The sequence below is a fragment of the Nocardia cyriacigeorgica genome, assembly GCF_005863245.1.
GTDB classification, from domain to species: domain Bacteria; phylum Actinomycetota; class Actinomycetes; order Mycobacteriales; family Mycobacteriaceae; genus Nocardia; species Nocardia cyriacigeorgica_C.
Genome location: NZ_VBUT01000005.1, coordinates 75,369 through 101,036, shown reverse-complemented (window position 1 = coordinate 101,036; position 25,668 = coordinate 75,369). Strand labels below are relative to the sequence as shown.

General features: G+C 68.0%; 24 protein-coding genes and 1 pseudogene. 14 read left to right on the top strand and 11 right to left on the bottom strand.

Going from position 1 to position 25,668, the window contains the following annotated elements:
• The first annotated feature begins 49 nt into the window (after positions 1-49).
• The 3 genes from FEK34_RS13620 to FEK34_RS13610 are packed head-to-tail and all read left to right on the top strand — an operon-like array spanning position 50 to position 4,301.
• On the top strand, positions 50-877 hold the full coding sequence (locus FEK34_RS13620) for an ABC transporter permease (RefSeq protein ID WP_138448570.1): 828 nt from the start codon (positions 50-52) through the stop codon (positions 875-877).
• A complete protein-coding gene (locus FEK34_RS13615) occupies positions 874-1,611 on the top strand; it encodes an ABC transporter ATP-binding protein (protein WP_138448249.1) in 738 nt (245 codons plus the stop codon). The genes FEK34_RS13620 and FEK34_RS13615 overlap by 4 nt, the downstream gene beginning before the upstream one ends.
• Positions 1,608-4,301 (top strand): fumarate reductase/succinate dehydrogenase flavoprotein subunit, encoded by a 2,694-nt coding sequence (locus tag FEK34_RS13610; RefSeq protein ID WP_138448248.1) that lies wholly within the window; start codon positions 1,608-1,610, stop codon positions 4,299-4,301. Before FEK34_RS13615 ends, FEK34_RS13610 begins: the two co-directional genes overlap by 4 nt.
• Positions 4,302-4,402: 101 nt before the next feature.
• Here the strand turns inward: FEK34_RS13610 and FEK34_RS31375 are convergent.
• From FEK34_RS31375 to FEK34_RS13600, 3 genes and pseudogenes are all read right to left on the bottom strand, one after another.
• Positions 4,403-4,544, bottom strand: a pseudogene (locus FEK34_RS31375) (hypothetical protein); the annotation flags it as partial.
• Between the two features lie 182 nt (positions 4,545-4,726).
• Positions 4,727-5,017, bottom strand: coding sequence for a hypothetical protein (locus tag FEK34_RS13605; RefSeq protein WP_171048237.1), 291 nt, complete (start codon positions 5,015-5,017; stop codon positions 4,727-4,729).
• A 267-nt stretch (positions 5,018-5,284) separates the two neighbouring features.
• A complete protein-coding gene (locus FEK34_RS13600) occupies positions 5,285-5,935 on the bottom strand; it encodes a TetR/AcrR family transcriptional regulator (protein ID WP_138448247.1) in 651 nt (216 codons plus the stop codon).
• A 152-nt stretch (positions 5,936-6,087) separates the two neighbouring features.
• Between FEK34_RS13600 and FEK34_RS13595 the strand changes: the two genes are divergently transcribed.
• The 6 genes from FEK34_RS13595 (at position 6,088) to FEK34_RS13570 (ending at position 11,713) form a co-directional block, all read left to right on the top strand.
• On the top strand, positions 6,088-7,506 hold the full coding sequence (locus FEK34_RS13595) for an NAD(P)/FAD-dependent oxidoreductase (protein WP_138448246.1): 1,419 nt from the start codon (positions 6,088-6,090) through the stop codon (positions 7,504-7,506).
• Positions 7,499-9,289 carry a hydroxysqualene dehydroxylase gene (locus tag FEK34_RS13590; protein ID WP_171048210.1) on the top strand — a complete coding sequence of 597 codons (1,791 nt, stop codon included), beginning with the start codon at positions 7,499-7,501 and terminating at the stop codon, positions 9,287-9,289. The genes FEK34_RS13595 and FEK34_RS13590 overlap by 8 nt, the downstream gene beginning before the upstream one ends.
• 53 nt (positions 9,290-9,342) lie before the next feature.
• Positions 9,343-9,558: a dodecin gene (locus FEK34_RS13585; RefSeq protein WP_138448245.1), complete on the top strand. Its 216-nt coding sequence runs from the start codon at positions 9,343-9,345 to the stop codon at positions 9,556-9,558.
• 201 nt (positions 9,559-9,759) lie between these two features.
• The gene (locus FEK34_RS13580; protein ID WP_138448244.1) at positions 9,760-10,323 is read left to right on the top strand and encodes an LGFP repeat-containing protein; all 564 of its coding nucleotides are present in this window, start codon (positions 9,760-9,762) and stop codon (positions 10,321-10,323) included.
• Positions 10,324-10,465: 142 nt separating this feature from the next.
• Positions 10,466-10,945: a hypothetical protein gene (locus FEK34_RS13575; RefSeq protein ID WP_138448243.1), complete on the top strand. Its 480-nt coding sequence runs from the start codon at positions 10,466-10,468 to the stop codon at positions 10,943-10,945.
• Between the two features lie 39 nt (positions 10,946-10,984).
• The gene (locus FEK34_RS13570) at positions 10,985-11,713 is read left to right on the top strand and encodes a flavodoxin family protein (protein WP_138448242.1); all 729 of its coding nucleotides are present in this window, start codon (positions 10,985-10,987) and stop codon (positions 11,711-11,713) included.
• Between the two features lie 34 nt (positions 11,714-11,747).
• Here the strand turns inward: FEK34_RS13570 and FEK34_RS13565 are convergent, their stop codons facing one another.
• Positions 11,748-12,089, bottom strand: a complete 342-nt coding sequence (locus FEK34_RS13565) for a DUF5713 family protein (RefSeq protein ID WP_138448241.1) — start codon at positions 12,087-12,089, stop codon at positions 11,748-11,750.
• A 236-nt stretch (positions 12,090-12,325) separates the two neighbouring features.
• Here FEK34_RS13565 and FEK34_RS13560 point away from each other — a divergent pair, with 236 nt between their 5' ends.
• Positions 12,326-12,505: a hypothetical protein gene (locus FEK34_RS13560; RefSeq protein ID WP_138448240.1), complete on the top strand. Its 180-nt coding sequence runs from the start codon at positions 12,326-12,328 to the stop codon at positions 12,503-12,505.
• Between the two features lie 407 nt (positions 12,506-12,912).
• Here the strand turns inward: FEK34_RS13560 and FEK34_RS13555 are convergent, their stop codons facing one another.
• Entirely contained in the window at positions 12,913-13,599 is a 687-nt protein-coding gene (locus FEK34_RS13555; protein WP_249359115.1) for a GDSL-type esterase/lipase family protein, read from the bottom strand.
• A complete protein-coding gene (locus FEK34_RS13550; RefSeq protein ID WP_138448239.1) occupies positions 13,589-13,912 on the bottom strand; it encodes a 4a-hydroxytetrahydrobiopterin dehydratase in 324 nt (107 codons plus the stop codon). Before FEK34_RS13550 ends, FEK34_RS13555 begins: the two co-directional genes overlap by 11 nt.
• A gap of 1,733 nt (positions 13,913-15,645) precedes the next feature.
• Between FEK34_RS13550 and FEK34_RS13545 the strand changes: the two genes are divergently transcribed.
• The gene (locus FEK34_RS13545) at positions 15,646-15,969 is read left to right on the top strand and encodes a hypothetical protein (protein ID WP_138448238.1); all 324 of its coding nucleotides are present in this window, start codon (positions 15,646-15,648) and stop codon (positions 15,967-15,969) included.
• Positions 15,970-16,144: 175 nt separating this feature from the next.
• Here FEK34_RS13545 and FEK34_RS13540 read toward each other — a convergent pair whose 3' ends face one another.
• Positions 16,145-17,608: a glyceraldehyde-3-phosphate dehydrogenase gene (locus tag FEK34_RS13540; protein WP_138448237.1), complete on the bottom strand. Its 1,464-nt coding sequence runs from the start codon at positions 17,606-17,608 to the stop codon at positions 16,145-16,147.
• A 123-nt stretch (positions 17,609-17,731) separates the two neighbouring features.
• A complete protein-coding gene (locus FEK34_RS13535; protein ID WP_138448236.1) occupies positions 17,732-18,355 on the bottom strand; it encodes a TMEM198/TM7SF3 family protein in 624 nt (207 codons plus the stop codon).
• Between the two features lie 258 nt (positions 18,356-18,613).
• On the opposite strand from FEK34_RS13535, the gene FEK34_RS13530 reads away from it, so the two are divergent.
• Both FEK34_RS13530 and FEK34_RS29985 read left to right on the top strand, forming a co-directional pair.
• Complete coding sequence (locus FEK34_RS13530; RefSeq protein ID WP_138448235.1) at positions 18,614-19,837, top strand: oxygenase MpaB family protein; 1,224 nt, start codon at positions 18,614-18,616, stop codon at positions 19,835-19,837.
• 114 nt (positions 19,838-19,951) lie between these two features.
• On the top strand, positions 19,952-20,101 hold the full coding sequence (locus FEK34_RS29985; protein WP_171048208.1) for a hypothetical protein: 150 nt from the start codon (positions 19,952-19,954) through the stop codon (positions 20,099-20,101).
• Here the strand turns inward: FEK34_RS29985 and FEK34_RS13525 are convergent, their stop codons facing one another.
• The 3 genes from FEK34_RS13525 to FEK34_RS13515 are packed head-to-tail and all read right to left on the bottom strand — an operon-like array spanning position 20,102 to position 24,832.
• A complete protein-coding gene (locus FEK34_RS13525; protein WP_138448234.1) occupies positions 20,102-21,748 on the bottom strand; it encodes a hypothetical protein in 1,647 nt (548 codons plus the stop codon).
• The gene (locus FEK34_RS13520; RefSeq protein WP_138448233.1) at positions 21,745-23,550 is read right to left on the bottom strand and encodes a hypothetical protein; all 1,806 of its coding nucleotides are present in this window, start codon (positions 23,548-23,550) and stop codon (positions 21,745-21,747) included. The genes FEK34_RS13525 and FEK34_RS13520 overlap by 4 nt, the downstream gene beginning before the upstream one ends.
• Positions 23,551-23,560: 10 nt before the next feature.
• Positions 23,561-24,832, bottom strand: a complete 1,272-nt coding sequence (locus FEK34_RS13515) for an ABC transporter substrate-binding protein (RefSeq protein ID WP_138448232.1) — start codon at positions 24,830-24,832, stop codon at positions 23,561-23,563.
• Positions 24,833-25,017: 185 nt separating this feature from the next.
• Here FEK34_RS13515 and FEK34_RS13510 point away from each other — a divergent pair, with 185 nt between their 5' ends.
• Complete coding sequence (locus FEK34_RS13510) at positions 25,018-25,641, top strand: SMI1/KNR4 family protein (RefSeq protein ID WP_138448231.1); 624 nt, start codon at positions 25,018-25,020, stop codon at positions 25,639-25,641.
• Positions 25,642-25,668: the final 27 nt, after the last annotated feature.

The window sequence follows — 25,668 nt, the reverse complement described above, 5'->3', positions numbered from 1 at the left end:
CGGCGCCGAGCGCGACGCAGCGGATGGAATCCGGTCGGGCGAGCCGCGGGTGCCCCTTGCCACTACACCGGTACCGGGACGCCACTCCGTGGTCGGCTCGGCGTGGCCCTCGCGGGCACTGCGCCTCGCATCGGTTATCTCCGCCATTCTGCTCTGGCAGGTATTGACCGCCAACGATATTCGCCTGTGGTTGCGCTTCGACACCCTGCCGACGGTCACCGAGATCATCACCGCGTTCGGCCGCCAACTCGCCACCGACGTCTACTATTTGGACCTCGGCCAGTCACTGATCCGCATCCTCAGCGGCTTCGCCATCGCGACCGTGCTGGGCGTGGCCAGCGGCATCGCGCTCGGCCGGTCACGGCTGTTCGCCGACATCCTCGGCCCGCTCACCGAACTCGCCCGGCCGGTGCCCGCGATCGCGGTGGTGCCGAGCGCGATCCTGTTGTTCCCCGATGACGAGGCCGGCATCGTTTTCATCACCTCGCTGGCGGCCTACTTCCCGATCATGGTCAGCACCCGCCATGCGGTGCGCGCGCTGCCGACGCTGTGGGAGGACTCGGTGCGCACCCTGGGCGGCAACCGCTGGGATGTGCTGGTGCGGGTGGTGTTTCCGGGCGCGCTGCCGGGCATCTTCGGCGGGCTGTCGGTCGGTATCGGGGTGGCCTGGATCTGCCTCATTTCCGCGGAGATGATCTCCGGCCGTCTCGGTGTCGGTTACCGGACCTGGCAGGCCTACACCATTGTCGACTATCCCGGCGTGTTCGTCGGGATCATCACCATCGGTGTGCTCGGGTTCGCGACGTCGGCGGCGATCGAGCTGCTCGGACGCCGCATCACCCGCTGGCTGCCGCGCGGAGAGGAGAATGCGCGATGAGCACCGCCGTGACCACCGGGATGAGCCTGCGCCTGGACGAGGTGTCGCTGTCCTACACCGGCGATCCGGTCATCAGCGGGCTGAGCCTGGACGTGCGGCCCGGCGAAATCCTGGTCCTCACCGGACCGTCCGGGTGCGGGAAGTCCACCGTCCTGCGGGCGCTGGCCGGTCTGCTGGCGCCCGACTCCGGCCGGGTACTCGCCGACGGCGAACCGGTGACGACGACCTCCCGTGACCGCGCGGTCGTCTTCCAGGACAACGCGCTGCTGCCGTGGCGCAGTGTGCGCGCCAATATCGAACTCGCGCTGAAACTGCGCGGCGAACCGAAGGCAGGTCGCCGCGAGGCCGCCGATCGCTGGATCGAAGAGGTCGGCTTGACCGGGTTCGCCGATTTCCTGCCCAAGAGCATGTCCGGCGGGATGCGGCAACGGGTCCAGCTCGCCCGGGGCCTGGCCGGTGCGCCGCGGGCGGTCATGATGGACGAACCGTTCGGCGCACTGGACACCCAGACCCGAAACACCATGCAACGCTTGCTGATCGACACCTGGCGCACCCACCCGACGACGGTCGTCTTCGTTACCCATGACGTGGACGAGGCGCTGTTGCTCGGTGACCGGGTGGCTGTGCTCGGCCGGGCCGGGCAGCCGCTGCGTGCCGTCGTCGATGTTCCGAATCCGCGCACGCCCGCCGCTCGGCCGGCCGAGCGCGCCCAGATCGTGGAGGCTCTCACGTGACCGCTCCGACCCTGCTCGCGGCACCGGATCTCGCCGATGCCGTCCGCCTGGACTGCGATGTGCTCGTCATCGGCGGTGGCACGGCGGGCACGATGGCCGCCCTCACCGCCGCCGAACAGGGCGCGAACGTGCTGCTGCTGGAGAAGGCGCATGTGCGGCATTCCGGTGCGCTGGCCATGGGGATGGACGGGGTCAACAATGCCGTCATCCCGGGTAAGGCCGAACCGGAGGATTACGTCGCCGAGATCACCCGCGCCAACGACGGCATTGTCGACCAGCGCACCGTCTACCAGACCGCGACCCGTGGTTTCGCCATGGTGCAGCGGCTGGAGAGCTACGGGGTGAAATTCGAGAAGGACGAATACGGCGAGTACGCGGTGCGGCGGGTGCATCGGTCCGGTTCGTATGTGCTGCCGATGCCCGAGGGCAAGGACGTCAAGAAGGCGCTGTACCGGGTGCTGCGCCAGCGCAAGATGCGCGAACGGATCCGGATCGAGAACCGGCTGATGCCGGTGCGCGTGCTCACCGATGGGGGCCGGGCGGTCGGCGCGGCGGCCTTGAACACCCGCACCGGCGAGTTCGTCGCGGTGGGCGCGAAGGCCGTCATCCTGGCGACCGGGCCGTGCGGGCGGCTGGGGCTGCCGGCGTCGGGCTATCTGTACGGCACTTACGAGAATCCGACCAATGCCGGCGATGGTTACTCGATGGCTTATCACGCCGGCGCCGAGCTCAGCGGTATCGAATGCTTCCAGATCAATCCGCTGATCAAGGATTACAACGGACCGGCGTGCGCCTATGTCGCGAATCCGTTCGGCGGGTACCAGGTCAATGCCGCCGGCGAGCGGTTCGTGGACTCCGACTATTGGTCGGGGCAGATGATGTCGGAGGTCAAGCGCGAGATCGAATCCGCGCGCGGACCCATCTATCTCAAGGTCTCGCATCTGCCGGAGGAGACCCTGTCCACGCTCGAAGGCATCCTGCACACCACCGAGCGACCTACCCGCGGCACCTTCCACGCCAACCGCGGCCACGACTACCGCACCCACGATATCGAGATGCACATCTCCGAAATCGGTTTGTGCAGTGGGCATTCCGCATCCGGGGTGTGGGTCGACGAGAACGCCCGGACCACGGTGCCCGGCTTGTACGCCGCCGGTGATCTGGCGTGCGTGCCGCACAACTACATGATCGGCGCCTTCGTCTTCGGCGATCTCGCCGGAGCGCACGCCGCGTCGACGCTCGCCGATGTCGCCGCACCGCGGCAGCTTCCGCAGGATCAACTGGCCGAGGCGCACGAGCTGATCTACCGGCCGCTGCGTCATCCGGACGGGCCGCCGCAGCCGCAGGTGGAATACAAGCTGCGCCGCTTCGTCAACGACTATGTGGCCCCACCCAAGACCGCGGCCAAACTCTCGATCGCGGTGGAGACCTTCGAGCGGATGCGCGGTGAGATCGCCGAGATGGGTGCGCGCACCCCGCATGAGCTGATGCGTTCGGTGGAGGTGTCGTTCATCCGCGATTGCGCGGAGATGGCGGCGCGCAGTTCGCTCACCCGCACCGAATCGCGGTGGGGGCTCTATCACGAGCGCGCCGATCTGCCCGAACGTGATGACGTGGGCTGGCGTTATCACCTGAATCTGCGCAAGAACGCCGATGGCGAGATGGAGTTCCTGAAGCGTCCGGTGGCGCCGTATCTGGTGCCGGTGCCGGGGTTGGACGACCTGCCGTCCGCCGATGCGGCGATCGAACTCGTCGAGCAGCCGGAACTGGTCGCACGCCGCGCGCCCGCGGCGGACACCGTGGTGACCGTCGACAAGGAAGCGGCCGCACCGCCCTCACCGCGCCTGGTCACCCTGCTGGGATTGGACGCGCCGTCGGTGGCGCAGCTGTCGGAATATCTGTCCGATGACGACCCCGTGGTGCGGGTGGCGGCGCTGTCGGTGCTCACCGAGCACACCCCGGACGGATTCGCCGCGGCCTTGATCGACGCACTCGACGACGCGGCCGCGTCCGTGCGCGCCGCAGCGGCAGCCGGATTGCGCGAACTGATCGAAGTGCTGCCCTCGGCCGAGGGTCTGGCCCACCGGCTGCACTCCCCCGATCCGGTGGTGCGCGCCACCGTCATCGACCTGCTGCGGGCGCTGCGCGCCGGCACCGCCACCCACTTCGGTGCCGCGCTCGCCGACCCCGACCACCGGGTGCGGATCGAGGCGGTGCGCGGGCTGGTTTCCCTCGACGACGGAGCCGGTGTGGCGGGCCTGGCCGCCGACCCGAACCGGGAGGTGCGGATCGCGGTCGCGCAGGGCTTGGCCACCATCGGCACCGGCGCCGAAGCCATCCGTGCCCTCGCCGCCGACCGCGACCCGCTGGTGCGTGCGGCGGCACTGGCGGCCTACGCCGCATTGGGGACCGACGTCGATTCGACCGCCGAACTCGTGGCTGCGCTGCGGCATTCGGCGTGGCAGGTGCGGGTCGGCGCGGCGCGCGGACTGGCCGGCGCCGATCCGGAGTTCGCCCTGCCCGCGTTGACCGAGGCGCTGTCGGATCCGCATCTGGATGTGCGCAAAGCCGCGGTCCTCGCGCTGTCGAACTGGGCGGGCCTGGACCCGGCCCGGATCGCGTTGAAACAGGCCGTCGACGACCCGGACGCCGACGTCCGCGCTTATGCCCGCCGCGCACTCGCCGGGTGAACCGCGACCGGGGCGCGGCCTGTGTGCGTCCCGCCCCGGCTCGCTCACCAACCGCGGCGCCGCTGCCGCGACCCCACCAGCTCCCCCGGACGGGCATGTCCGCGATTGCCGAAGAAGACGTCGCCGTCGCGGCCGCCGTCTCTGGTGACGGGTGCGGCGGTCCGGTGAGATGTCGCCGGGGGTGAAGAATCGTCCGCTGCGCACCAGCAGGTCTTCGATGGAGCCACCGGGGGATGACGTCACCGATTCAGGAGATCATGTCGGCGCGGGATCCGCGCGCGTCCGAACCGGCGGGTGCAGGTTACGTTTCGGCCACAATGGCACCGAGCGGTCGAGGTGCCGGCTCGGGTCCGGGTAACCACGAGTGCGGTATGCGGGCGTCGGCGCCGAGGCGCAGGCACCCGCATGCCGGCCCATGCTCGGCTTCAGGCGCCGATCACCGCGTTCATGATGGTGCCCGCGCTGGTGGCGACCACACCGCCGGCCATGGCGCCCGCCACCATCTTCGGTGATTGCAGGCCGCCGCCGCTCCACTTCTCCCAGGCGAATCGGCCGCCGCCGTAGGTGATCGCGGCGACGCCGGACAACAGAACGAACCAGGTGAGATACCTGGTCATCTGCATGATCTTGTCCGCCAACGGCGGCGCTTCCGGTGTGGGGTTGCCGATCTGTGCTACCACCGCGCCGTAGCTGTCGTGCAGCGCAACGAGAATCATGCTCACGTTCGTGCTCCTTTTCGGATGCTGAGTGATGCTGGAGATTTCCGTATCAGGACTCCGGGCATCGCGGCATGGAGAGAAACGACCGACCGCGACGCCGCGAAATCATCTGCGGCTGACGATGCAGTCCGCCCGGTGCCCGACATTCATCGGGGGCCGTGCCATGTCGTCTCCTAGTGCGCTCGTCGCTGGAAACACGCTGACCGCATCAATTGAACAGCACGCCTTCGCGATCCGAGGGAAGACACACGATCCAGCGGCGCGTCACGGCGTGGCGCGCGGCGCGTCGCCGTAGACGACGAGCCAGATCGCGCGTCCGAGCGTGTCGGCAAGGACGTCGTCGGAGATGCCGGTGTCGGCGGAGAACGCGACCACGATCGAGCGTTCCACCATCGAGGTCAGCACCACCGCCGTCGCCGTGGGGTCGATGGCGGGGCTGATCTTTCCGGCCTGGCGGTCGGTGTCGAGGCGGGCCCGGACCATGGCGGCGAAGGTGGCCACCCGTGAACGCCAATACGCGCCGACGTCACGGTCGTAGGCGGAGACTTCGGTGAGGGCCAGTAGCAGGTACCGGTGCTTGCGGAAACCGGCGATCATGCTCCGGATCGCTTGCACCACACCGTCGACGCCGTCGCTGTGATCGGCGGTCCACCACTGTTCGGCGGCATCGAACAGGTCGGTGGTGGCCAGGTCCGCCATCCGGATCAGCAGTTGGCTCTTGTCCGGAAAGTACCGGTAGAACGTCGATCTCGCCGAGTGTGAGGCGGCGGCGATCTTCTGCACGGCCAGTTCGGTGTAGGGGGTGCCGTCGGCGAGCAGGTCCTCGACGGCGGCCAGTACGCGCCGTTCGAATTCGGCGCGACGGTTGTCGGGCGGTTTGCGGGCGCCGCGCGGGGTGCGCGTCAGCGACGGCATCGGCTGCTCGTTCGCTCGGAGGGCTCCATGCGGCCATTGTGCCTCGGGGCGCGGAAATCCGGCCGAGGCACCGTCAACCGTTGACAGCCGGGCCACCGGGGTTCACCATCAATCGGACATAGTGTCCGAGACGCGATGACCGAGGCGTGACAATGGCCGATTCCTCCAGTACGGCGGTCGAATACACCGACGTCATCGTGGTGGGCGCGCGCTGCGCGGGCTCCGCCGTCGCCGTGACGATGGCCCGGGCGGGGCGGCGGGTGATCGTGCTCGACAGCGCCCAGTTCCCGTCCGACACGCTCTCGACCCACCTGCTGTGGCCGGGCGGGCTGGCCGAGCTGAACGCGCTCGGCGTGCTCGAACAGGTCGAAGAACTCGGCGCGCCCCGCCTGACCTCGGCCTTCGCCGCCGGGGCCGGATATCGAGTGCCCTCGGAGTTCACCCCGGCCGACGGGATCGACTACGCCATGTGTGTGCGCCGCACGGGCTTGGACGCGGTGCTGGTCGGCGCGGCCCGCGCCGCCGGAGCCGAGGTGCGGGAACGCTGCCGCGTGGAGGAGCTGGTGTGGGAACGGGATCGGTGTGCCGGCGTGCGGTATCGCGATCCCACGGACACCGTCGTCGAACTGCGGGCCGCGCTGGTGGTCGGCGCCGACGGCAGGCGCAGCACGGTGGCACGATTGTGCGGGGCGATCGAGCCGTTCCTGCACGCGCCGAGCGGGCGCGAATGCTATTACGCGTACTGGCGCGAGGGCAGTTCGTCGTGGCGGCACATCGCGGCCCAGTGGCGAGCGGGGCGCGACCTCGGTACCGCGTTTCCCTGCGATGACGGCCTGCTGTTGTCGTTGGTGCAACCGCCGGTCAGCGAGGAACCGGGCCTCGGCCCGGGTCGCGCCGAGCAGCGCTACACCGCGGCGATCGCCCGGATTCCCGGTCTCGCCGAGCGGCTGCGCGAGTGCGAGCGAGTGGGCCGCGTGCGGGCCGCGACGGGGATCGCCTCCTACTTCCGGCGCTCGAGCGGACCGGGCTGGGTATTGGCCGGGGACGCGGGTCATTTCAAGGATCCGGTCACCGCCCAGGGCATTCGCGACGCGCTGCGCTACGGCAGGCTGCTCGCCGATACCGCCGCCCCACTGCTCGAGCATCCCAAGGCCCTCGACCTCGCGCTGGCCCACTGGGCCGAACGACGGCTGCGGGAATGCCTGCCGATCTACCAGTGGACGAATCGGCTCGCCCGCGCAGAAGCCATGCACCCCTTGGAGATCGAGCTCTACCGCACCGCCACCCGCGACCCTGCGCTGGCCGCCGCGGTGACCGGCATCTTCTCCCGCACCACCGAACCCGGGGCGGTCTTCACCCCGCGCCGCGCGGTCGGTCTGGCCGCGGGCGCACTCCGGCACACCCCGGCCGCGGCGGGCGCGGTACTCGCCGATATGACGCGTGAACTGCGCGAGGCCGCCGCCGACTGGCACGAGGCCCGCACCGTGTTGCGCGCAGGTCACCACCACCCATCCGCCGTCCCCCTCTCCCCCAACTATCACCCTTCCCGCGCTGGAGACGAAGATGTCTGAACCGCAATCGAATACGTCCTGGACCCGTCGCGATGTGTTGCGCGGCGCCGTCGTCGCGGGAGCGGGAGCGGCGCTATCGCTCGGGACCGCCGCCGCCTCCGGTGCGACCCCCGTTCGCCGCTCCCCTGGTGCGCGCGGCAACCGCGACGTCGCGATCCTCGGCGGCGGGGTGGCCGGATTGTCGGCCGCGCACGAACTGATCGAACGCGGCTACACGGTGACGGTGTACGAGCCGGCCTATCTCGGCGGCAAGGCCCGCAGCCTCGGCGTGCCCGGCACCGCCACCGGCGGCCGTCTCGACCTGCCCGGCGAGCACGGTTTCCGTTTCTTCCCCGGCTGCTACCAGAATCTGCCGGACACCATGCGCCGCATACCTTTTCCCGGCAATCCCGACGGCGTGGCGGGCAATCTCGTACGGGTCGAAGGCACCGTCGCCGGATTCCGCGGCAGGGCACCGGTGTTCCTTCCGGTCGAGCCGGCCGCGATCGGGCAGCTCACCCCGGAACTGGTGCAGAACACCCTCATCACCGCCTTCGGCTTCATCCCCGAGCTGCCGCCCGCTGAACTGGCGTTCTTCGCCAAGCAGATGACGATGTGGTTCACCTCGTCCACCGAACGGCGGTTCGGGCAGTGGGAGTACCTGACCTGGGAGCAGATCCTGCGGGCGGACGGAAAATCGCAGGCCTACCGCGACTATCTGGTGTCGGCGCTGACCCGCATCACCGTGGCCGCCAAACCGCATATGAGTTCGGCCCGCACCATCGGCACGATCGGCGAGGCGCTGGTGCTGGCGGGCACGGGGCTGATCCCGCAGTACGCGGCGGGTATCGACCGCATCCTCAATCGCCCGACCAATGAGGCGTGGATCGATCCGTGGGTCGCCTACCTGCGCGGGCGCGGTGTGCGGTTCGTCATGGATCAGCGGGCCACCGCGCTGGACTATCGGGGCGGGCGCATCACCGGTGCGACGGTCGTCGATTCCGGCGGCTCCGCCACGCGGGTCGAAGCGGACTGGTACATCTGCGCGATGCCCGTGGAGCGGACGGTGCCGCTGCTGAACCCGGCGATCCTGGCCGCGGATCCGCGCCTGGCGGGGATGGCCGAACTGGTGACCGACTGGATGGTGGGCATCCAGTACTACCTGACCCGGCCCACCGAGATCCCCGAAGGCCATATCGCCGCGCTCGGCTCGCCGTGGGCGATCACCGCGCTGCGGCAGGCGCCGATGTGGGTCGGCGATTTCGCGCAGCGCTACGGCGACGGGCGCGCGGTCGAATGCCTGTCGGTCGACGTGTCCGACTGGGACACTCCCGGCATCCTCTACGGCAAGACCGCCAAACAGTGTTCGAAGGACGAGATCGCCCGTGAGGTGTGGGCCCAGCTCGAGCAGTGGCTCAATACCGGCACCGGCTGGCTGCGCCCCGAGGACATCCATTCCTGGCACCTGGATCCGGGCATCAGCTGGTCCGGCGGCACGACTTACAACGAGACTCCGCTGCTGGTCAACACCGTCGGCTCCTACCAGCATCGTCCCGACGCCCACTGCGCGATTCCCAACCTCTTCTTCGGCGGCGACCACGTGCGCACCAATATCGACTTGGCCACCATGGAAGGCGCCAACGAGGCCGGTCGCGCGGCCGCCAACGCCATCCTGGACGCCGCGGGCGACCCCGCTCCGCGCGCCGTCATCCACCCGCTGGTCGAGCTGCCGATCTTCGCGGCCGCCAAGCAGATGGATGCCGATCGGTTCCGGGCCGGGCTACCGCACGTGCTGGATATGTAGGCGATCGGTCCCAACCCGCCCCGCACGGCTGTGATGGCTGCCACACTCGATCCATGAGTGATCACGTCTATCGCGTTATCGAGGTGGTCGGTTCCTCTCCAGACGGCGTCGACGCCGCCATCACCAATGCGGTCACCCGCGCCGGTGAGACCGTGCGCAATCTCGAATGGTTCGAGATGGTGAGCGTGCGCGGCCACATCGTCGACGGCGCCATCGCCCACACCCAGGTCACGGTCAAGATCGGGTTCCGGATCGACCCACCGGACTGAGCGCGGTCCGCTGGGGTCACGTCGCGCCGGTTCGCGCGGCGAGACGACGGCCACGCTAACGGCCGCCGCGGCCTGGCCGATAGGGCTGGAGAGCATTCGGGGATGCCACATGTCCACATCCGCCGAGGCGGAACGTCGGTGAATCGTGCCGACAACCGCCTCTCGGCAACGACCGCGCACCATCTGACCTAGGAGGCTCACTTGGCACGCCGCAAGATCACTACCGCCACCGCACTCGCCGCCACCGGACTGGCCCTCGCCACCGCCTTCGCCACCACCGCGGGCGCCCGCCCCATCGGCCCCTTCGACGTCGGCGGGGCCATCGAGGTCAAATACGACCAGGCCGGCGGCTACAACACCTTCGGCAACCCCATCACCCCCGAACTCGACGCCAACGGCGGAAAGTTCCAGGCCTTCGAACGCAACAACTCCATCTACTGGTCCCTCGGCACCGCCGCCCACCAGATCGGCGGCGCCATCCGCGACAAATGGGGCACCGTCGGCTGGGAGAACAGCCCCCTCGGCTTCCCCATCACCGACGAAGCCACCGCCAAGAACAACGGTCGCTTCAACCGCTTCAACGGCGGCGACATCTACTGGTCCCCCGCCACCGGCGCCCACATCATCTGGGGTTCCATCCGCGACACCTGGCTCGCCGCCGGCGCCGACAACGGACGCTACGGGTACCCGACCAGCGATGAATACGATCATCAGGGCGGTAAAGCCCAGGACTTCCAGGGTGGGCGGATCACCTGGAAGCCGTGATCCGGGCCGGCGCCCCCGTCACGAGATCTCGGCCTCAACGTCACATCGAGGATTCTGACCAGCCGAAACCTCGCGTGTCGGTGGACCTGCGGCGTTAGAGTCGACGCAGGACGGGTCGGGGCCGACAGACGGGACCTATCCGATGCAGTCCGCCACACCACGCACCACCGTTGTCGCCCGACTTGCCGGAGCAATCTTCGGCGTCGTCGCACTCGCCGCGGCATCCGCCGGGGCCGTGACCGCTGCCCCTGCTGTGGACAGCGGCTCCGCAGATGCGGTCGCGAGCCAACAGGTCAATTTGAACGACTACTGCGATGATCACGGTGCTGTTGCGCAGCTCGCCGATGGCAGAACGGTCTACTGCACGCGGGTCTCCCAAACGGACGCCTACGTCTGGTCGCTGTCGCGTGATCTCGTGCCGCACGACCCCAACATGCGCGACTACACCTGCGACGATTCCGGTTGCCACTACCCCGACGGGTCAGAGGTGCCGGGCTACAAGCGGTGCGGGCTGCTCTGCGGTGAGCCACCCACCTCCGGGGACGTCCAAAGTGGTCTCTACGACTGTGTCCAGTCGGGCGTGCCGTTCGAGGAATGTGAAGCCCGCATGCCGCGTGGATAGTCCAGGAATGGTCGGCTGCTTCGAGGAAGGGAGCTCAGCATGGATCACGTGGACGGTGAGATTTCCGGCCGGTTCTCGGGGCTGCGGGCGTTGTTCATCAACGCGACGCTCAAGCCGTCGCCGGAAGTCAGCAATACCGATGGGTTGATCGACCGGTCGGCGGGGATCATGCGGGGGCACGGTGTGGAGGTCGAGGTTATTCGGGCCATCGATCATGACATCGCGACCGGAGTGTGGCCGGATATGACCGAGCACGGGTGGGCCAGCGATGCCTGGCCGGCGCTGTTCGAGAAGGTGATGGCGGCGGAGATTCTGGTGTTGTGCGGGCCGATCTGGCTCGGCGACAACAGTTCGGTGATGAAGCGAGTGGTCGAACGGCTGTATGCCTGTTCGAGCCTGCTCAACGAGGCCGGGCAGTACGCCTACTACGGCCGGGTCGGTGGGTGCCTGATCACCGGCAACGAGGACGGTGTGAAGCACTGCGCGATGAACCTGCTCTACAGCATGCAGCACCTCGGTTACGCCATCCCGCCGCAAGCCGACGCCGGCTGGATCGGCGAAGCCGGCCCCGGCCCGTCCTACCTCGACCCGGGCTCCGGCGGCCCCGACAACGACTTCACCAACCGCAACCTCACCTTCATGACCTACAACCTCATGCACCTGGCCGCGATGCTCCGCGACGCCGGCGGCTTCCCAGCCGAAGGCAACCGCCGCAGCGAATGGGACGCGGGCTGTCGCCCCGACTTCGCCAACCCCGAACATCGTTAGTCGCCGACCGCGCCACCAGCCACCACCTCCCCGCTCACCACTCGCGGGTGGCGATCAACTCCTCTGGGTCCGCCTCATGGAAACCATAGGCGCGGGCGATGAACCAGAAGTCCTCGCCAATTTCCTCGCGTGCGATCGTGTCGAATTCTCCTCCTGCCGAGTCGAACTCGACTTCGAGCGCATTGAATTCCTCGGTAGCTTCCTGGGTAAGGAGGTACAGCGCCGAAAGGTCGGCGGGCTGCTCGACCTCAATGCGCTCACATAGCCTCAGCAGGATCGCCTTACCTCGGCCCACCAGCTCGCCTGGATAGAAATCGTCCTCGTCGAGAAGACGGAGGAACCGGTGTGGGGTCACCTGCTGATTGGTGATCGGCATAACGTCCTACCCTCGGTTTCGACATCGCGATCGGAACATTACCCATGGTCGGCGATCAACGGGTCGACCAGGCCGGAACTCGATCACGATCCCCTATCCTGAGATACCGTCCCGTCCAGGAAGGCTGAGCGGAATACTTTGACACCGGCAGCAATTCAGGGTCCACCGATCGGACGACGAGCACCAAACGCTGCATCACGGGTTTGATCGCGGCGGGCCATGGGTATCCGGAATACATGAAATCCGACAGCGATCCATCAACCGATATCGGCGACTTCGCTGCTGTCACGTCGATTTCCGCCATCAACGTATGCGCCTTCACCACGATTCAGCGTTCGTCGCAAAGGGCCGCCTGCACGGTCTCCGCACTCGGTGCCGCAATATTTCAGAAAGGGCTGATGCCTGAGTATGCGTGACCACATGCGGGACACGGACGGATTGCTCGCGCGGCGCAAAGCCGCATCCCGCGAACTCTCCCAAATACGTAGACAACTCGACCATGCACTCGCCGAGTTCTGCGACACGGCAGACCTGGTGGCCTCCGAGCTGCGTCGCGCGGATCCGAAACTCACCGGCGGTCCGCGGCCGCCAACAGCCGGACGTCATCGGCGTGCAGGTTCCTAATCCTGAAGTGCAACAACCGATGTGCAGCCGAGCGAAAGACCGAATACGACCGCCACCGCATCTGGACTGACACCCGCGAGCGGGTTGACGAAATTCTCACCTTCGTGGTGTGGATCTCGCGGCCCCGGATCACGTCAGCCCGGGGCCGCGTCACCAGGATCCAGCCCGCCGTTCAGTCGACGGCGCCGGGCCATCGCGATCACAGAATCGACCGGATTTCGTGAGCGATCAGCTTCGATAGGGGTTCATGTGAGTCTCGGCTCAGGTGGATCCCATCAACGCCCGGGCGCGCAACGGTCGCAGCATCGAGGAACATGGTCTTGCGCTTATCGGCGACATGGCGAATCTCGGGACCGAGTTCGCGCGACTTGCGCACCGACTCGGCGTCGTATTCGGAACTCTGTTCAGCGAAGGCGGGTTGATCAGCATCCAGATGGATCGGACTGACCAGCAATACCGAGGGCACTCCGCCGGCCCGGGTCCAGGCGGTGCACTCGATATCGTCGACGTAGCCTTCGAGCGCGGCGGCGATCGCACCTACCTCCCGGTCGAACTTCGTTTTGAGATCGTTGTTGCCGAGCATGATGACGACCAGATCAAGCGGCGAGTGGCTGCGTAGGCACGGCCGAAAATAGGTGCGTCCGTTGCGATCATCACGATCAGGATCGTCAAGGTCGGTTGTGCGACCGCCGAGACCTTCTTCGATGATCGCGTAGCCGGCACCCAGAAACTGCTGTAGGCGCCCGGTCCATCGCACGTCCGACGGCAATCGTCCGCGCCCATCGGAGGGTTGACCGAAGGTATTGGAATCGCCGTAGCACAATACGGTCAACGCGGCAGGATTGACTAGCAAGGGTCGCGTTCCTCCATCGGTCTCAGAGCTCATCGGCCGGAGTGGCGCCGGCCGCTGCCGCGATCCTGTCGATGTTCCGTGCGAGGTCGAAGTCCAGCTCGGTCAGCTTCCGACCGGCGTCGTGAGTCGTGATCCGGAATTCGATCCGCTGCCATGTGATCAGCATGTCGGGATGGTGGCTCACCTCGCGGGCCTTCGCCGCGACGTACATAGCCAGGTGCACGCACTCGTGATAGGTATGCGTGAAAGAGCGCGTGATCTCGTCACCGTCGCGCTTCCAACCAGGTAGCGTTTCCAGGCGTCGGGTGATCTCGCTGTCGTCAAGCGGTGCAGGGATTTCCGTCATGCGAGTGACCCTACGAGGGCGCGAAGCTCGCGCCCAGCTGACGTATCCGCCCATGCGTGTGCATGGGAAGCTACGACCTGTAATTCGCTGCGGAGCCTGGCCGATCCGGTGATTCGCACCGCCTCAACCGCTTCCGCAGCCGCCCACACGGCCCTGTCCAGGTCAGGGACTCTGGCGAGCACCGCCGATTGCCGTGCCCGGAACACCGCGTTGTCGCGGCGCGCTGACTCCGGCATGGAGTCCATGATCTCGTCCCACAGGGCGGCCGCATACCCGGCGTCCCGTATGCCGCCGGTCCGGCCGTAACAGGTCGCCCGTTGCACTTCGACATAGTGCGGCGTGCGGCGGCAGGCGTTTCCCCACGGGTACGCGTCGTCGATCTGGTCGATAAGCGGAACAGTTTCATCGAGCAGGCGGTCCGCTGCGGCCGATCACCGAGCATGGCGTGGCCCTGCGCTTCGTACTGGAGCGCCATCACGCGGACTTTCGGCGACAGCTTCGGGCCGGCTGCAAGGGCTGCCCGCGCATAGTCGACCACCATACGGCCGTCGTTGTCGTCCAGCGCGAGCATTGCCATATTCGATAGCGCATAGGAGATGAGCTGAGGGTTGCCGCAGCGGTGCGCGAGGGCCAATGTGGTGGCGCGCCATCTCGAGGAGGCCGCACGATTCCCCGCATCCTGGTATAGCCAGCCGACCAGAGCGGCATAGGCGGTACCGATTTCGAGTAGATCCCGCCGCACCGACGTGCCGACGGCGCCAGCGATCCGGGCGATCAGTTCTGTTTGAGCCTGCACAGTGGGGATGAGGTAAAGCGGCCCGAGATACATATCCGCGGTGTAATGACCGGAAAGCTGGCTGCGAAAGTAGTCCGCGAGTTCCGGTGCCACGCGGGCACCACTGACCATGTCTGATACCTCGATTGGCGCAGGCGCCAAGCCCGACTTCGCAACATCCGCCGCGAGGGCCGGCAGGCCTAGGATGGCGGCCCCGAAATCACGTCGTCTCATGTCGTGGGCTTCCTGCGGGTCGAGCAAGTTTGCGGCATTACTCGGCGGGGACGTCTCGGCCCCGACCGCTCGGAGAGCAGAGTCCCGCCCCCGCAATGCGGCATCGAAGCGCGCCCGCTGCGCGTCGTCGAGCCTTCTGTGAGCGGTGTCCATGCACTCGGAGTACCTCGCGCCAAGGCGGATATCTGCACCCCTGCGCTCCCATTTGCCGACTGCCTCCAGCGAACAACCGATTCGGTCGGCGAACTGAATCTGAGTGTCTCGCAATGCTGCACGCAGTGCCGCGACCTCTCGCCCGGTCCACGTGACGATCGCCATCTCGGACTTCCTCCCCTCAGCAGTAGTACCGCCAGGGTACGGGCTCGGTACGGGTCCGGTGAGTTCTTCGAATGCCACACGACCGCAAACCTGGGAGCCATGAACCTTCCAACCAGGCTCAAACGCGATCAGTCGCTCGCGGCCAGCGGGCGACGCTGGCACACGCGGAACCGGAGCCTCCTCGAGCGCGTTGCCGCCGGACTTCGTCTTCTCGACTACCCATCAGCTTGCAAGAGCAGCGAACCCGTGCGCGGGCGAGCCCAAGCCATTCATCTGATGGCCGACCACGCCGCACACAAATGCCCTCGGTTCCAGCTCGCAGTGCAATTCGTCGAGGCCTCCCAGTGATCACCGTCCTGATATCCGGCCCATCGGTCACGAAGTATCTATACGAGGAGCGGGCGCTTTGACCGAACACGACAAACGGACACGCGCGATTGCTCTACTACACAGCCGACACGATCCAGTTGTCTTCGAGGCACTGACGCAAAGGCATCGTCTGAGGATCGTCTACACCGTATATACCGACGCAGCTGCCGTTCTAGCCGCGCTTATCGCCGTGCAGCACGCGCTGGATCATCTCGCAGACGCGGTAGCGGTCCCCCACCTCGGCACCCTCGAGCCCGGCACTCCGTGGTGGGTGGTCACCGAAGCAGCCGACCTGATCACCGCCGCACGGCAGTATCCACGGCGGTCGGCGGTCATCGGATCGACCGGGCGGACACAGTGATCACGCTGGCGTATGTCATTGCCACCGGCCTGCCGCTGATCGTGCTGATCTTGGCGGTGACGCTGCCCGAACACCGGGACAAGCGGTGACCGCTCGGTACCACCGAGGAACGAGGGGGTCCGGGGAGCCATGTGGGTTCCCCGGACCTCGCGGTGATGTCGAACGAACCGGCAGATCAGCCGGCGACGGCTGCCACTTCCTGCGGCGCCCCGAGCTGCGGATACGTCGGGTACTCGATGCCCGAGATGTACTGGACCGTGCGCACCACCTGGCAGGAGTAGCCGAATTCGTTGTCGTACCAGACGTAGAGAATGGCGGTGTCGCCTTCGACGATGGTGGCGTTGGCGTCGATGATGGAGGCGGCGCGGGAGCCGATGAAGTCGCTGGAGACGACGTCGGTGGCGGCGGTGTAGTCGAGGTTGCGGCTCAGCGGGCCGGACAGCGACACCTGGCGCATGTACTCGTTGACCTCGGCCTTGGTGGTTTCGCGCTTCAGGTGCAGGTTGAGGATCGCCATCGAGACGTCGGGGGTGGGGACGCGGATGGAGTTGCCGGTGATCTTGGCCTTGAAGTCGGGCATTGCCTTGGCGACGGCGGAGGCGGCGCCGGTTTCGGTGAGCACCAGGTTGAACGGCGCGGAGCGGCCGCGGCGGTCGGCGTTGTGGTAGTTGTCCAGCAGGTTCTGGTCGTTGGTGAACGAGTGCACGGTCTCCACGTGGCCGCGCAGGATGCCGAATTCGTCGTCCATCGCCTTCAGCGGCGGCACGATCGCGTTGGTGGTGCAGGAGGCGCAGGAGAAGATCTGCTGGGACAGGTCGAGGCTGCGGTGGTTGACGCCGTGGACGATATTGGGCACGTCACCCTTACCGGGCGCGGTGAGCACCACCTTGGCGATGCCGGGACGCAGGTGCTTGGACAGGCCCTCGCGGTCACGCCATTTGCCGGTGTTGTCGATCAGGATGGCGTTGTCGATGCCGTACTGGGTGTAGTCGACCGTCGCCGGATCGTTGCTGTAGATGAACTTGATGACGTTGCCGTTGGCGATGAGGGTGTCGTTGTCGGCGTCGACCTTGATCGTGCCGTTGAACTGGCCGTGCACCGAGTCCCGGCGCAGCAGCGACGCGCGCTTGACCAGGTCGTCGGCCCCGCCGCGGCGCACCACCACCGCGCGCAGGTTCAGGCCGTTTCCGGAGCCGGCCTTCTCGATGAGCAGCCGGGCCACCAGCCGGCCGATGCGGCCGAAGCCGTACAGGACCACATCGCGCGGCCCGTTGGACTGCACCTTGCCGTTGGTCACATCGGCCAGGATGGCGGCGGTGAATTCGCGGATCGACAGGCCGCGATCGTCGGCGCGGTAGGCCATGATCAGCTGGCCGAGATCGATCTTGCACGGCCCGAGATCCAGGTCGGTGAGGGTCTGCAAAACCGGAAGCGTCTCGCCGACCGACAGCTCTTCACCTTCGATCTGGCGGGCGAAACGGTGGGTGCGCAGGATGCTGATCACCGACTTGTTCACCAGCGATCGACTGTGCAGCAGGATCGTCACACCTTTGTCTCGATACAACGTACCGATGATGGGGATCATCGCCTCTGCGGCTGCTTCCTGGCTGTTCCAGCGGTCGAGTTGTTCAGTCGTCAACGCAGATCCTCGGGGCTTGATCGAAAGGTTCGCCGCATAAATGCTAGTCAGGGCCGGTGACATCACCGGAGCCGGATACCGCATTGTGAGATCCGCTGATGGGGCGCACCGGCGTACAGTCGGTCAGCCCGCCGGCCAGCCACCGTTGCGCTGACGCATGTCGGGCTTGTCGTCGTCGCCCGCGAGGTGCTCGATGCCGAGCTTCTCGGCGAACAGGTGGCGCTGGGTGATCCAGCCGAGCACCGACAGCCCGATCCAGGCCAGGGTCGAGGTGATCTGCTGCCAGCCTGCGTCGGGGCTGCGCAGGAATTCCAGCGAATCGCTCATGCGGGCGACGCCGCTGAGAATCATGCTCGCGCCGCCGATCGAGGTCAGCCACAGCAGGGCGCGGGCGCGGAACTTCTGCGCGAGGAAGGCGCCCGCGACGCAGACCGCCAGCGCGACGATCATGCTCAGCGCCCAGTTCTTGTCGCCGGGTTGCAGCACCATCGCCAGTTTGGTGCCGATCATCGCGCCGGTGAGCCCGCCGATGAAGTAGGCGGCGAACCGGAAGATCAGCGAGGTCACCACCCACGAGGAGATCGCGCCGATCAGGGCGACCAGCAGCAGCCACCAGAACGAGGCGTTGAACAGGTCGGCGATCATCCAGCCGAGGCCGAAGCCGATCGCCAGGATGCCGAGGTGGACCGAGCGGATGCCGTAGAAGCACAGCAGTACGCCGACGACCGCGACCACGATGCCGTTCATGCGGCACCCCTTTCGACTGCCGGACCATCACCTGGCGAGCGGGCGGAACAGCGGCGCGGCTGCTCACTCCACGCGCTACCGACGCTATGAGCCCGTCAACGGTGGGCGAATCACCCCTTGCGGGTGAACTGTCGCACTTTGGCAGAGAGTCTTGCCAAACCGTTGCTTCTGGTAGAGACTCTTGCCAGAAGCTGCGGACGAGGGCGCCGTCGGATCCACACGGCGCCGCTGTGCGCGCCTACTCAAAGGAGAGTGACCATGGCTTCGACGATCCCGGGCCGGCACCCGGACGCGCCGCAGACCGTCCCAGGGCTCGGCCTGGCACCGTTCGCACGCGCCCTCGGGCTGCGCAAGCCGACGCCCGCTGAGTTCGATGAACTGGGTGTGGCGCTGACCATCGGCGACCGGCCGATGGACGAGCTGGTGGACTGGATGTACCGCGAGGGGATGGCGACCACCCGGCCGCTGTTCGAGCGGGCGCTCCGGGAGGGCATCGATGCCGTGCCCGAGGCGCCGGCGCCGCTGCGGGAGTTCTTCGAGTACGTCGAAGCCGTGCCCGAGTGGGTCGACTGGCGAAAGATCCGGCACGCCGAACTCGTCTTCGGCCTCGGCGGCCGCGACGGGCTCTACGTCGCGCGCGACATGTCGCTACTCGGCGGCTACCTGGCGTCCGGTTTCAACCAAACCCTGCTGCGCACAGGAGCTTTGGAGAAGGGTCCGGCCAAGCGGTTCGCCGAGACGACGCAGTGGGCGATGGACGTCACCTCGACCAACGGGATGCGGCCGCTGGGTCTCGGCTACCGGTCGACGATGCACGTGCGCATGGTGCACGCGATGGTCCGCCGCCATATCGCGGCTCAGCCGGATTGGCGCGACGAGGAATGGGGCCTGCCGATCAACCAGACCGATATGGCGGCCACGATCATCGGCGCGCTGATCGCTCCGATGATCGGCGCCATCGGTATGGGTGGGCTGGTGACCCCGCGCGACGCCGACGCCGTCGCGCATTTCACGCGCTACGTCGGCTGGGTGATGGGCGTGGAGGAACGCTTCCTGCCGAAGGATTTCCGCGACAGCGTCCGCATCCTCTACCACACGATGACGGCGATCACGAACCCCGACGAGACCTCACCCCAGCTGGCGCTGCCGATGCGTGATGAACCGCTGAGCTGGCATTACGACCACCTCGCCGGGCCGCGACGCCGCATCGCGCGCTCTCAGCATCTGTCGATCGCCACCATGCTGCTCGGCCCGGACGCGATGCGGAAACTCGGCCTGCCCGCCTACACGTTGCCGTGGTATCCGATGCTGCGGGCACCGATCAACCTCGCCCGTACGGTCTGGGCGCGGGCGGTTCCCGGCCAATTCGAACGCTCGGCCGCGCGTGGACGAGCCGCGCAGATCGCGTTCATCCGCACGCTGACCGGGGCCGAGACGGCCGTCGTCGGCGACTCCGCGCGCGAGATCCATCAGGCCGCCTGACCGGCTGTCCACGTGGGCAGCGCAGTCACCGGGTGTTCGCCGCGAAGATCGTGGCGCCAGCGCGATGAACGCGCCGGAAGCGGGGTACTGCGAGGAAAACACCGAGGAGGACTCATGCCCCGACAGAACGACTACGACGACGTCGACGAGCCGGACAAGGATCGCCCCGGCCCCACCGATCAGGGCCGCGACGGCGGGATGGCGACTCGCGAAGTGGCACCGGATCTGGCCGAGACCGGCGGCGCCCAGGAACCGCCGGACTGATCAATCGCTCGGGACACTCTCCTCGAGCGCCAGGGGCCACTGCCCGATACCGCTGCGCGGTGTGATGCCGTACTGCCGGACCGCCAGGTCACGGTAGTCGTTCGCGGTCAGCGCGCGGGGATTGAGCCGGAGTGCGTGGGCGAGCCAGCCGGTCGCCTCTTTCACCGCGGTGCGGGGTAGGCGTTGCGGGTCGGGGCCGAGGACGTCGTCGGCGCAGCGCGGGTCCACGATCACCGCCGCGGCCAGGTGCTGGAGGCAGCGCGCGACGGCGTGGTCGTCGCACAGCGCACGGTTCGCGGTGAGCGACAGGCGCCAGCAGCGCAGCGCGCGGATCCCCTCGCCGCGCGCCCACCACACATGCCCGAGGATCTCGTGCATGTGCGCGCGGCCGCCCGGGTCGCGGCCCTGGCTGGTGAGCGCCTCCGCCAGTTCGAGGCGATCCTGCGCGTCGTCGAGGCGGCCCTGACACAACAGCACCACACCCAGATTCACCAGCGCGCAGACCTCGCCGGGGATGTCCTCGCGCGGCAGCATCCACCAGACCCGTTCGAGCCGCTTGCGGGCCTGCTCCAGCTGCTGCGGGTCTGTCATCGCCGGATCGGCGAGCTCGCCGAGGGCCGTTGCGTGTTCGCGACGTGCGGCCAGATCGGCGTAGCGGCCACCCTCGCCGCCGCGGGGTGCGGGTTCGGGCCGGCCCGCGCGCAGCCGCACCTGGGCGGCGTGCGCGCCGAAGGTGTCCAGTCCGGGCAGCCGGGCCACCGCCGCGGCGAGTTCGACGTCGTAACCACCGGTGCGCGCGTGCCAGACGTCGAGGGCGTCGCTGATCCGGATCAGTCCGGGTGTCACGCTGCGCGGCAGCCGCGCGCCGAACGCCGCGCAGCCGAGCACCAGTCGGCGCAGGAATGGTTCCTCCACCTCGAACCAGCGCCGCGCGGCGGCGGCGAAGCGCAGCGTGCCGAGTCCGATCGCCCACCGTTCGGCCTGGTCGGCGTGGTGACGAGCGAGGGCGGTGATCGCGGCCCGCCACTGCACCCGCGTCCGCACCTCGGCCATGGCACCGGCGGGCGGCACGGTGACGATGCGGTATTGCTGCACCCCGGCGGCCTCGACGCAGCCCTGCCGCTCGAGGTCGGCGAGCAGCAGCGGTGCGCTCGGGTACGCGGGTTCGGCGGCGGCGGGGATGCGGGTGGGTGCGTCCAGCACGGCGGTCAGCACGTCGAGCAGGGCGGCGGCGGTGTATTCGTGCACCGGCAGCGCACCCAGCACGCTCGCCTCGACACCGCAATCGTCGCGAACCGTGACCGGGCGCGGGGCGCAGGTATGCACGCCGATCGGGGTCTCGGCATCGTCGAATTGGGCGAGCAGCTCGAGTTCTCGTGCGGTGTAGGGACTTTCGCGTAGTCGGCGCTGTTCGGCCGACAACCACCGGGCCACCAGCACCACGACGACGATCACGCCGATCACCAGCAGCCCCACCGAGATCAGCAGGCCGACACCACGTTCCAGGAACAGGCTCGACACGATATTGATGATCAGCCCGAGCAGGATGGCGCCGGCCAGTGCGCCGCCGCCGAACCGAAGGCGGACCCCGGTCGACGGCACCGCCCGCACCACCGGGGATCGCGGCCGCCGCGTCGGATCGGTCACCGCAGCACTCCTCCGGTGAGCGCGGGCACCAGGAACCGGCGCCAGGTGGCCAGCAACAGCGTGACCGGCACGATCGCGAAAACCAGTGATCCGGCGGCCAGTTGCGGCAGGTTCTCGTCGAAGTGGCGGGCTTCGCCCCACAGCAGCAGCGACCACGGGCTCACCCCGGCCCCGCTGATCATGAGACTGACGAAGAAGTCGTTCCACACCTGAACGAATTCCAGCACCGCGGCGGCGACGACCGCGCCGCCGGCCCCGGCCCACACCCGCCGCGCCACCGCCCCCGGCCGGGCAGGCCCGTGGATCGCGGCCGTGCGCGGATTCTCGGCGGCCGCCCGTAGCGCGCCGCGCAGGATCAGCACGGTGACCGGGATGCCAGCCGCCGCGTGGACCAGCATCAGCGGATACTGCGTTCCCGAGAACCCCAGCGCCCCGCTCACCTGGTCGATCGGCCCCAGATACATCTGGGCGGGCAGCACGGCCAGCAAAACCAGCCCGGTGATGGCGATCCGGAAACGCCAGGTGCCCGACGCCGTGGTCGACAGCCAGCGCGCCACCGGCAGCGCCGCCGAGACCGCGAGCACGGTGGCGACGGTCGCGACCAAGGTCGTCAGGCCCAGCGTCGACGGCAGACCCGCCTCCCAGACGCGGCTGAGCGCGGGCCAGCCGTGACCACCCGGACGACGCGTCGACACCCACAGCAGCATGAGCAGCGGCGCCGCGAACACCGCGGCGACCAGCACCGCGAACACCGTCGTCGGCCACCGGGTGCGCGGCACGCCGTACGGCTCGTGCGGGTTCGGGCGCAGCGGGAGTCGGATCTCCCTGGCGCCGCCGGCCTTCCACAGCGCGAACGCGCACATGCCGACCAGAACCGCCAGCGGCACCGAATACATGGCCGCCTCGGCGGCGGTGCTCTCCCCCGTCACCAACCGCCACCAGCGCACGGTCGCGCTGTCGCGCTGGTACTGGTAGGAGGCCGGGACCCCGATGAGAATCACGTCGAAAACCCGTGCGGCGGCGACCACCACGGCGATCCCGGTGACCAACAGCACCGGTTGCATCAGCCGCAGCAGCCGCCACATCAGCACGGCAGGCCGAAACGAGGTGGTGGGTCCGGTGAGGTAACCCCAGCGCACCGCGTCCGCTTCGATCGCGCGCAGCGCCGCCGAGAAGATCCCGGCGAGGAAACCGAACCAGGTCCACCAGAACGCGAACAGCGGCATCCACCGGTACCCCGTGCGGAAGGTGCCGACGTCGCCGACGGGCACCGCCTGCTCGAACATCACCCGGAACGCCAGACCCGACACGAATGCGGCGATGCCGAACGGCACCACCAGCGGCAGCCACACCCAGCGCACGCCGCGCCCGAACCAGGCCGCGGCCAGCGCCAGCGCCATCAACACCAGACCGGCGGCCACGAACAGCAGTGTGCGCACGTACACCCCGAGCTCGTCGGCGTTCGCGATGCGGCAGAACAGCAACGGACCGGGCGCGAGCACAACGGCGTACACCGTCCACATGCGCGCCCGCGGCTGCGGACGCACCGCCTTGCGCAGCACGAACACCGCGGCGACCCCGCAGGCGAGCACCGCCAGCGGCACACCCACCCGAGGCCCGGCGGTCGCCACCGTCCACGCCGAGGCGATGAGTAACAGAGCCTGAAGCAGCACCGCGGGCATGAGCTGGGTGCGTTCCCATCCGCGCCAGGGGTGTCTGCCGCCGATCAGTGCGCCGCGCATGCGTCGCGTCGCGAGCTCGAGCCGCACACCGTTGCTGGAGAAACCGGGGATCGTGTTCATCGGCCGCGACTCACCGCCCGGTGAGAGCGAGAACGGCCTGGTTGACCGCACGGGTGACGTGAGCGCGGTCGGCGTCGACGGCGGTCAGGTACTCGGTGAGCACCCGCCACAATTCGTGGCGCCCGCCGGCCGGGCCGAATCGGTCGGGCAGCTCGAACACCACATCGCCGCGCAGGCGTTGGGCCGACATCCGCAGGAACGGCGAATAGGCGGCGTCGGTGGCCAGATTCGGGGCGAGGAACCCGTGGAAGGAGTTGATCCACTGCAACGGCGCCGAGGGTTCGGCCAGCGCGACGAGCACCCGCTCGGCCCGCTCGTCGGCGGCCCGGTTCAGCACGAGCGCGTCGCCGCCGAATATCCGTGGTGCAGTCCCGTCGGCCTCGATCGCGGGAAAACCCGTGACGCCGACGACGTCGTAAGGATTGCGGCCCGAGGCAGCGACGGCCTTACGCACGACCGGCTCGGCGAAATCCGGCGCCACCACCATCACCGCCCGCCTCCGCTGGAACACCTCCCGCACCGCATCGGAGAACTGCATGGTGAGGGCCGTGCCGATACCGCCGGGATAGGCCGAATCGTGCACCGACCAGGTGCCGAGCCGGTGCAGCGCCGCGCGCACCGCGTCGCGTTCCCAGACCGCGTCCGCGCCGGCGGCGGCGAGCGCGGTGTAGGTGTCCGGGGATTCGGCGTACAGCAGGTTTTCGAACAGGTCGGTCAATGCCCAGCCGTCGCCCGCGGCGAGCGCGAGCAGGTGCATGTCCGTGCCGGCGAGGAACTCGATGCGGGTGAGCCAATCCGCCAACGTCCATCGGGACGGATCACCGATCTCGTACTCGCGCGCCGATTCCCGGTCGAACCAGACCAGCGACTTGTCCGCCGCCTTGAACGGCACACCGTAGGGACGTCCGTCGTGGTAGAGCAGCCCGCGCCACACCGGCGGATAACGCGGCTCCTGCGCTTCATCGGCCCACAACGATTCGGGCACATCCCGCAGCGCGCCGCGCGCGGCCAGCTCACGAACTCGCCCCGCCAGGGGCAACATCACCAACTCCGGCGCCGAACGTCCACCGGTCAACGCGGTGCCGATCTCGTCACCGAGCGGAATCACATCCACCGAGCCCGACAACCCGAGCGCTTCCAGCACCCGGCGAAACGCCGCCAGCTCCGACCCACTCCACGCCACCGCGATCCGCACGGCGCCGGGGGTACCCAGCACACCGTCACCGCAGCCCACCAGCGGAGCGACCAGCGCAGCAAGCAACAGCGTCCTACGGGCCAGCATTGTCCCCCAGATCCAGGTGCGGTCTCATCCCGAGCGAGGACCTATTATGCTATCCAGCAGTCCATTTCGTTGCGGAACGCAGGATCCGCACCGCACCGCCCGAAAGCTCACGGTCTCCAGCCGCTAGCTGTTCCCCACCAGTCGGGACGCGTCGACGTGTCGGTGCCCGTCGGTATGGTCACCACATGCCCCAATCCGCTCCGCGCACCTTCGATCAGGTCTGGACTCGTTTCGTGCATCAGCTCGGCATGTACTCGCCCGCCTCGGTCGCAACCCTGCAACCTGGCGCCACCGCCGAGCAGATCGCGCATCTGGAAGCTGTCCAGGGTTTCGCGCTGCACCCCGATGTTCGGGCACTGCTCGAACATCACAACGGTGCCCTATATGTCGACGGGAATGCCGTCGAAGGCGCCGATTTCCTGCCGATGACGTACATGCTCGACCCGATCGACCAGATCCTCGCCGGTCGCGAGTGGCGAACAACCTTCAGCGCCGAGAATCGAGCATCGGGCATACCCGAAGAGGCCCTCTACGGCCATGCCCACCAATGGGTTCCGATCGCTCACTCCATCGACGCCGGGATCCTGTTCGTCGAGCACCGCCCCGGACCGACCTACGGTCACGTCATCGAATTGGGTATCGGCTCGGGCGCTTTCGAAGGCACCCTGTGGGCCGGCACGCTGCTCGAATTCTTCGACACGCTCACGCACTCCCTCGACACCCGCACCCCGTTCCACGACCAGACCCCCAGCGTGTGGAAGTCGAACCTCACCGAGAAGGTCTACGTGCATTGGGACTGGGAAGAGTGAACCCTCCCCGGAACCTACAGACCAACC

What these genes read in the sequence shown, in the direction of transcription:
- FEK34_RS13595 (WP_138448246.1), top strand. Translation starts at nt 6,088, where the DNA reads ATGGCCGATTCCTCCAGTACGGCGGTCGAATACACCGACGTCATCGTG.
- FEK34_RS13565 (WP_138448241.1), bottom strand. Translation starts at nt 12,089, where the DNA reads ATGCCGATCACCAATCAGCAGGTGACCCCACACCGGTTCCTCCGTCTT.
- FEK34_RS13555 (WP_249359115.1), bottom strand. Translation starts at nt 13,599, where the DNA reads ATGAGCTCTGAGACCGATGGAGGAACGCGACCCTTGCTAGTCAATCCT.
- FEK34_RS13575 (WP_138448243.1), top strand. Translation starts at nt 10,466, where the DNA reads ATGCAGTCCGCCACACCACGCACCACCGTTGTCGCCCGACTTGCCGGA.
- FEK34_RS13535 (WP_138448236.1), bottom strand. Translation starts at nt 18,355, where the DNA reads ATGAACGGCATCGTGGTCGCGGTCGTCGGCGTACTGCTGTGCTTCTAC.
- FEK34_RS13605 (WP_171048237.1), bottom strand. Translation starts at nt 5,017, where the DNA reads ATGATTCTCGTTGCGCTGCACGACAGCTACGGCGCGGTGGTAGCACAG.
- FEK34_RS29985 (WP_171048208.1), top strand. Translation starts at nt 19,952, where the DNA reads ATGCCCCGACAGAACGACTACGACGACGTCGACGAGCCGGACAAGGAT.
- FEK34_RS13515 (WP_138448232.1), bottom strand. Translation starts at nt 24,832, where the DNA reads ATGCTGGCCCGTAGGACGCTGTTGCTTGCTGCGCTGGTCGCTCCGCTG.
- FEK34_RS13590 (WP_171048210.1), top strand. Translation starts at nt 7,499, where the DNA reads ATGTCTGAACCGCAATCGAATACGTCCTGGACCCGTCGCGATGTGTTG.
- FEK34_RS13550 (WP_138448239.1), bottom strand. Translation starts at nt 13,912, where the DNA reads ATGACGGAAATCCCTGCACCGCTTGACGACAGCGAGATCACCCGACGC.
- FEK34_RS13585 (WP_138448245.1), top strand. Translation starts at nt 9,343, where the DNA reads ATGAGTGATCACGTCTATCGCGTTATCGAGGTGGTCGGTTCCTCTCCA.
- FEK34_RS13570 (WP_138448242.1), top strand. Translation starts at nt 10,985, where the DNA reads ATGGATCACGTGGACGGTGAGATTTCCGGCCGGTTCTCGGGGCTGCGG.
- FEK34_RS13560 (WP_138448240.1), top strand. Translation starts at nt 12,326, where the DNA reads ATGAAATCCGACAGCGATCCATCAACCGATATCGGCGACTTCGCTGCT.
- FEK34_RS13510 (WP_138448231.1), top strand. Translation starts at nt 25,018, where the DNA reads ATGCCCCAATCCGCTCCGCGCACCTTCGATCAGGTCTGGACTCGTTTC.
- FEK34_RS13530 (WP_138448235.1), top strand. Translation starts at nt 18,614, where the DNA reads ATGGCTTCGACGATCCCGGGCCGGCACCCGGACGCGCCGCAGACCGTC.
- FEK34_RS13600 (WP_138448247.1), bottom strand. Translation starts at nt 5,935, where the DNA reads ATGCCGTCGCTGACGCGCACCCCGCGCGGCGCCCGCAAACCGCCCGAC.
- FEK34_RS13520 (WP_138448233.1), bottom strand. Translation starts at nt 23,550, where the DNA reads ATGAACACGATCCCCGGTTTCTCCAGCAACGGTGTGCGGCTCGAGCTC.
- FEK34_RS13615 (WP_138448249.1), top strand. Translation starts at nt 874, where the DNA reads ATGAGCACCGCCGTGACCACCGGGATGAGCCTGCGCCTGGACGAGGTG.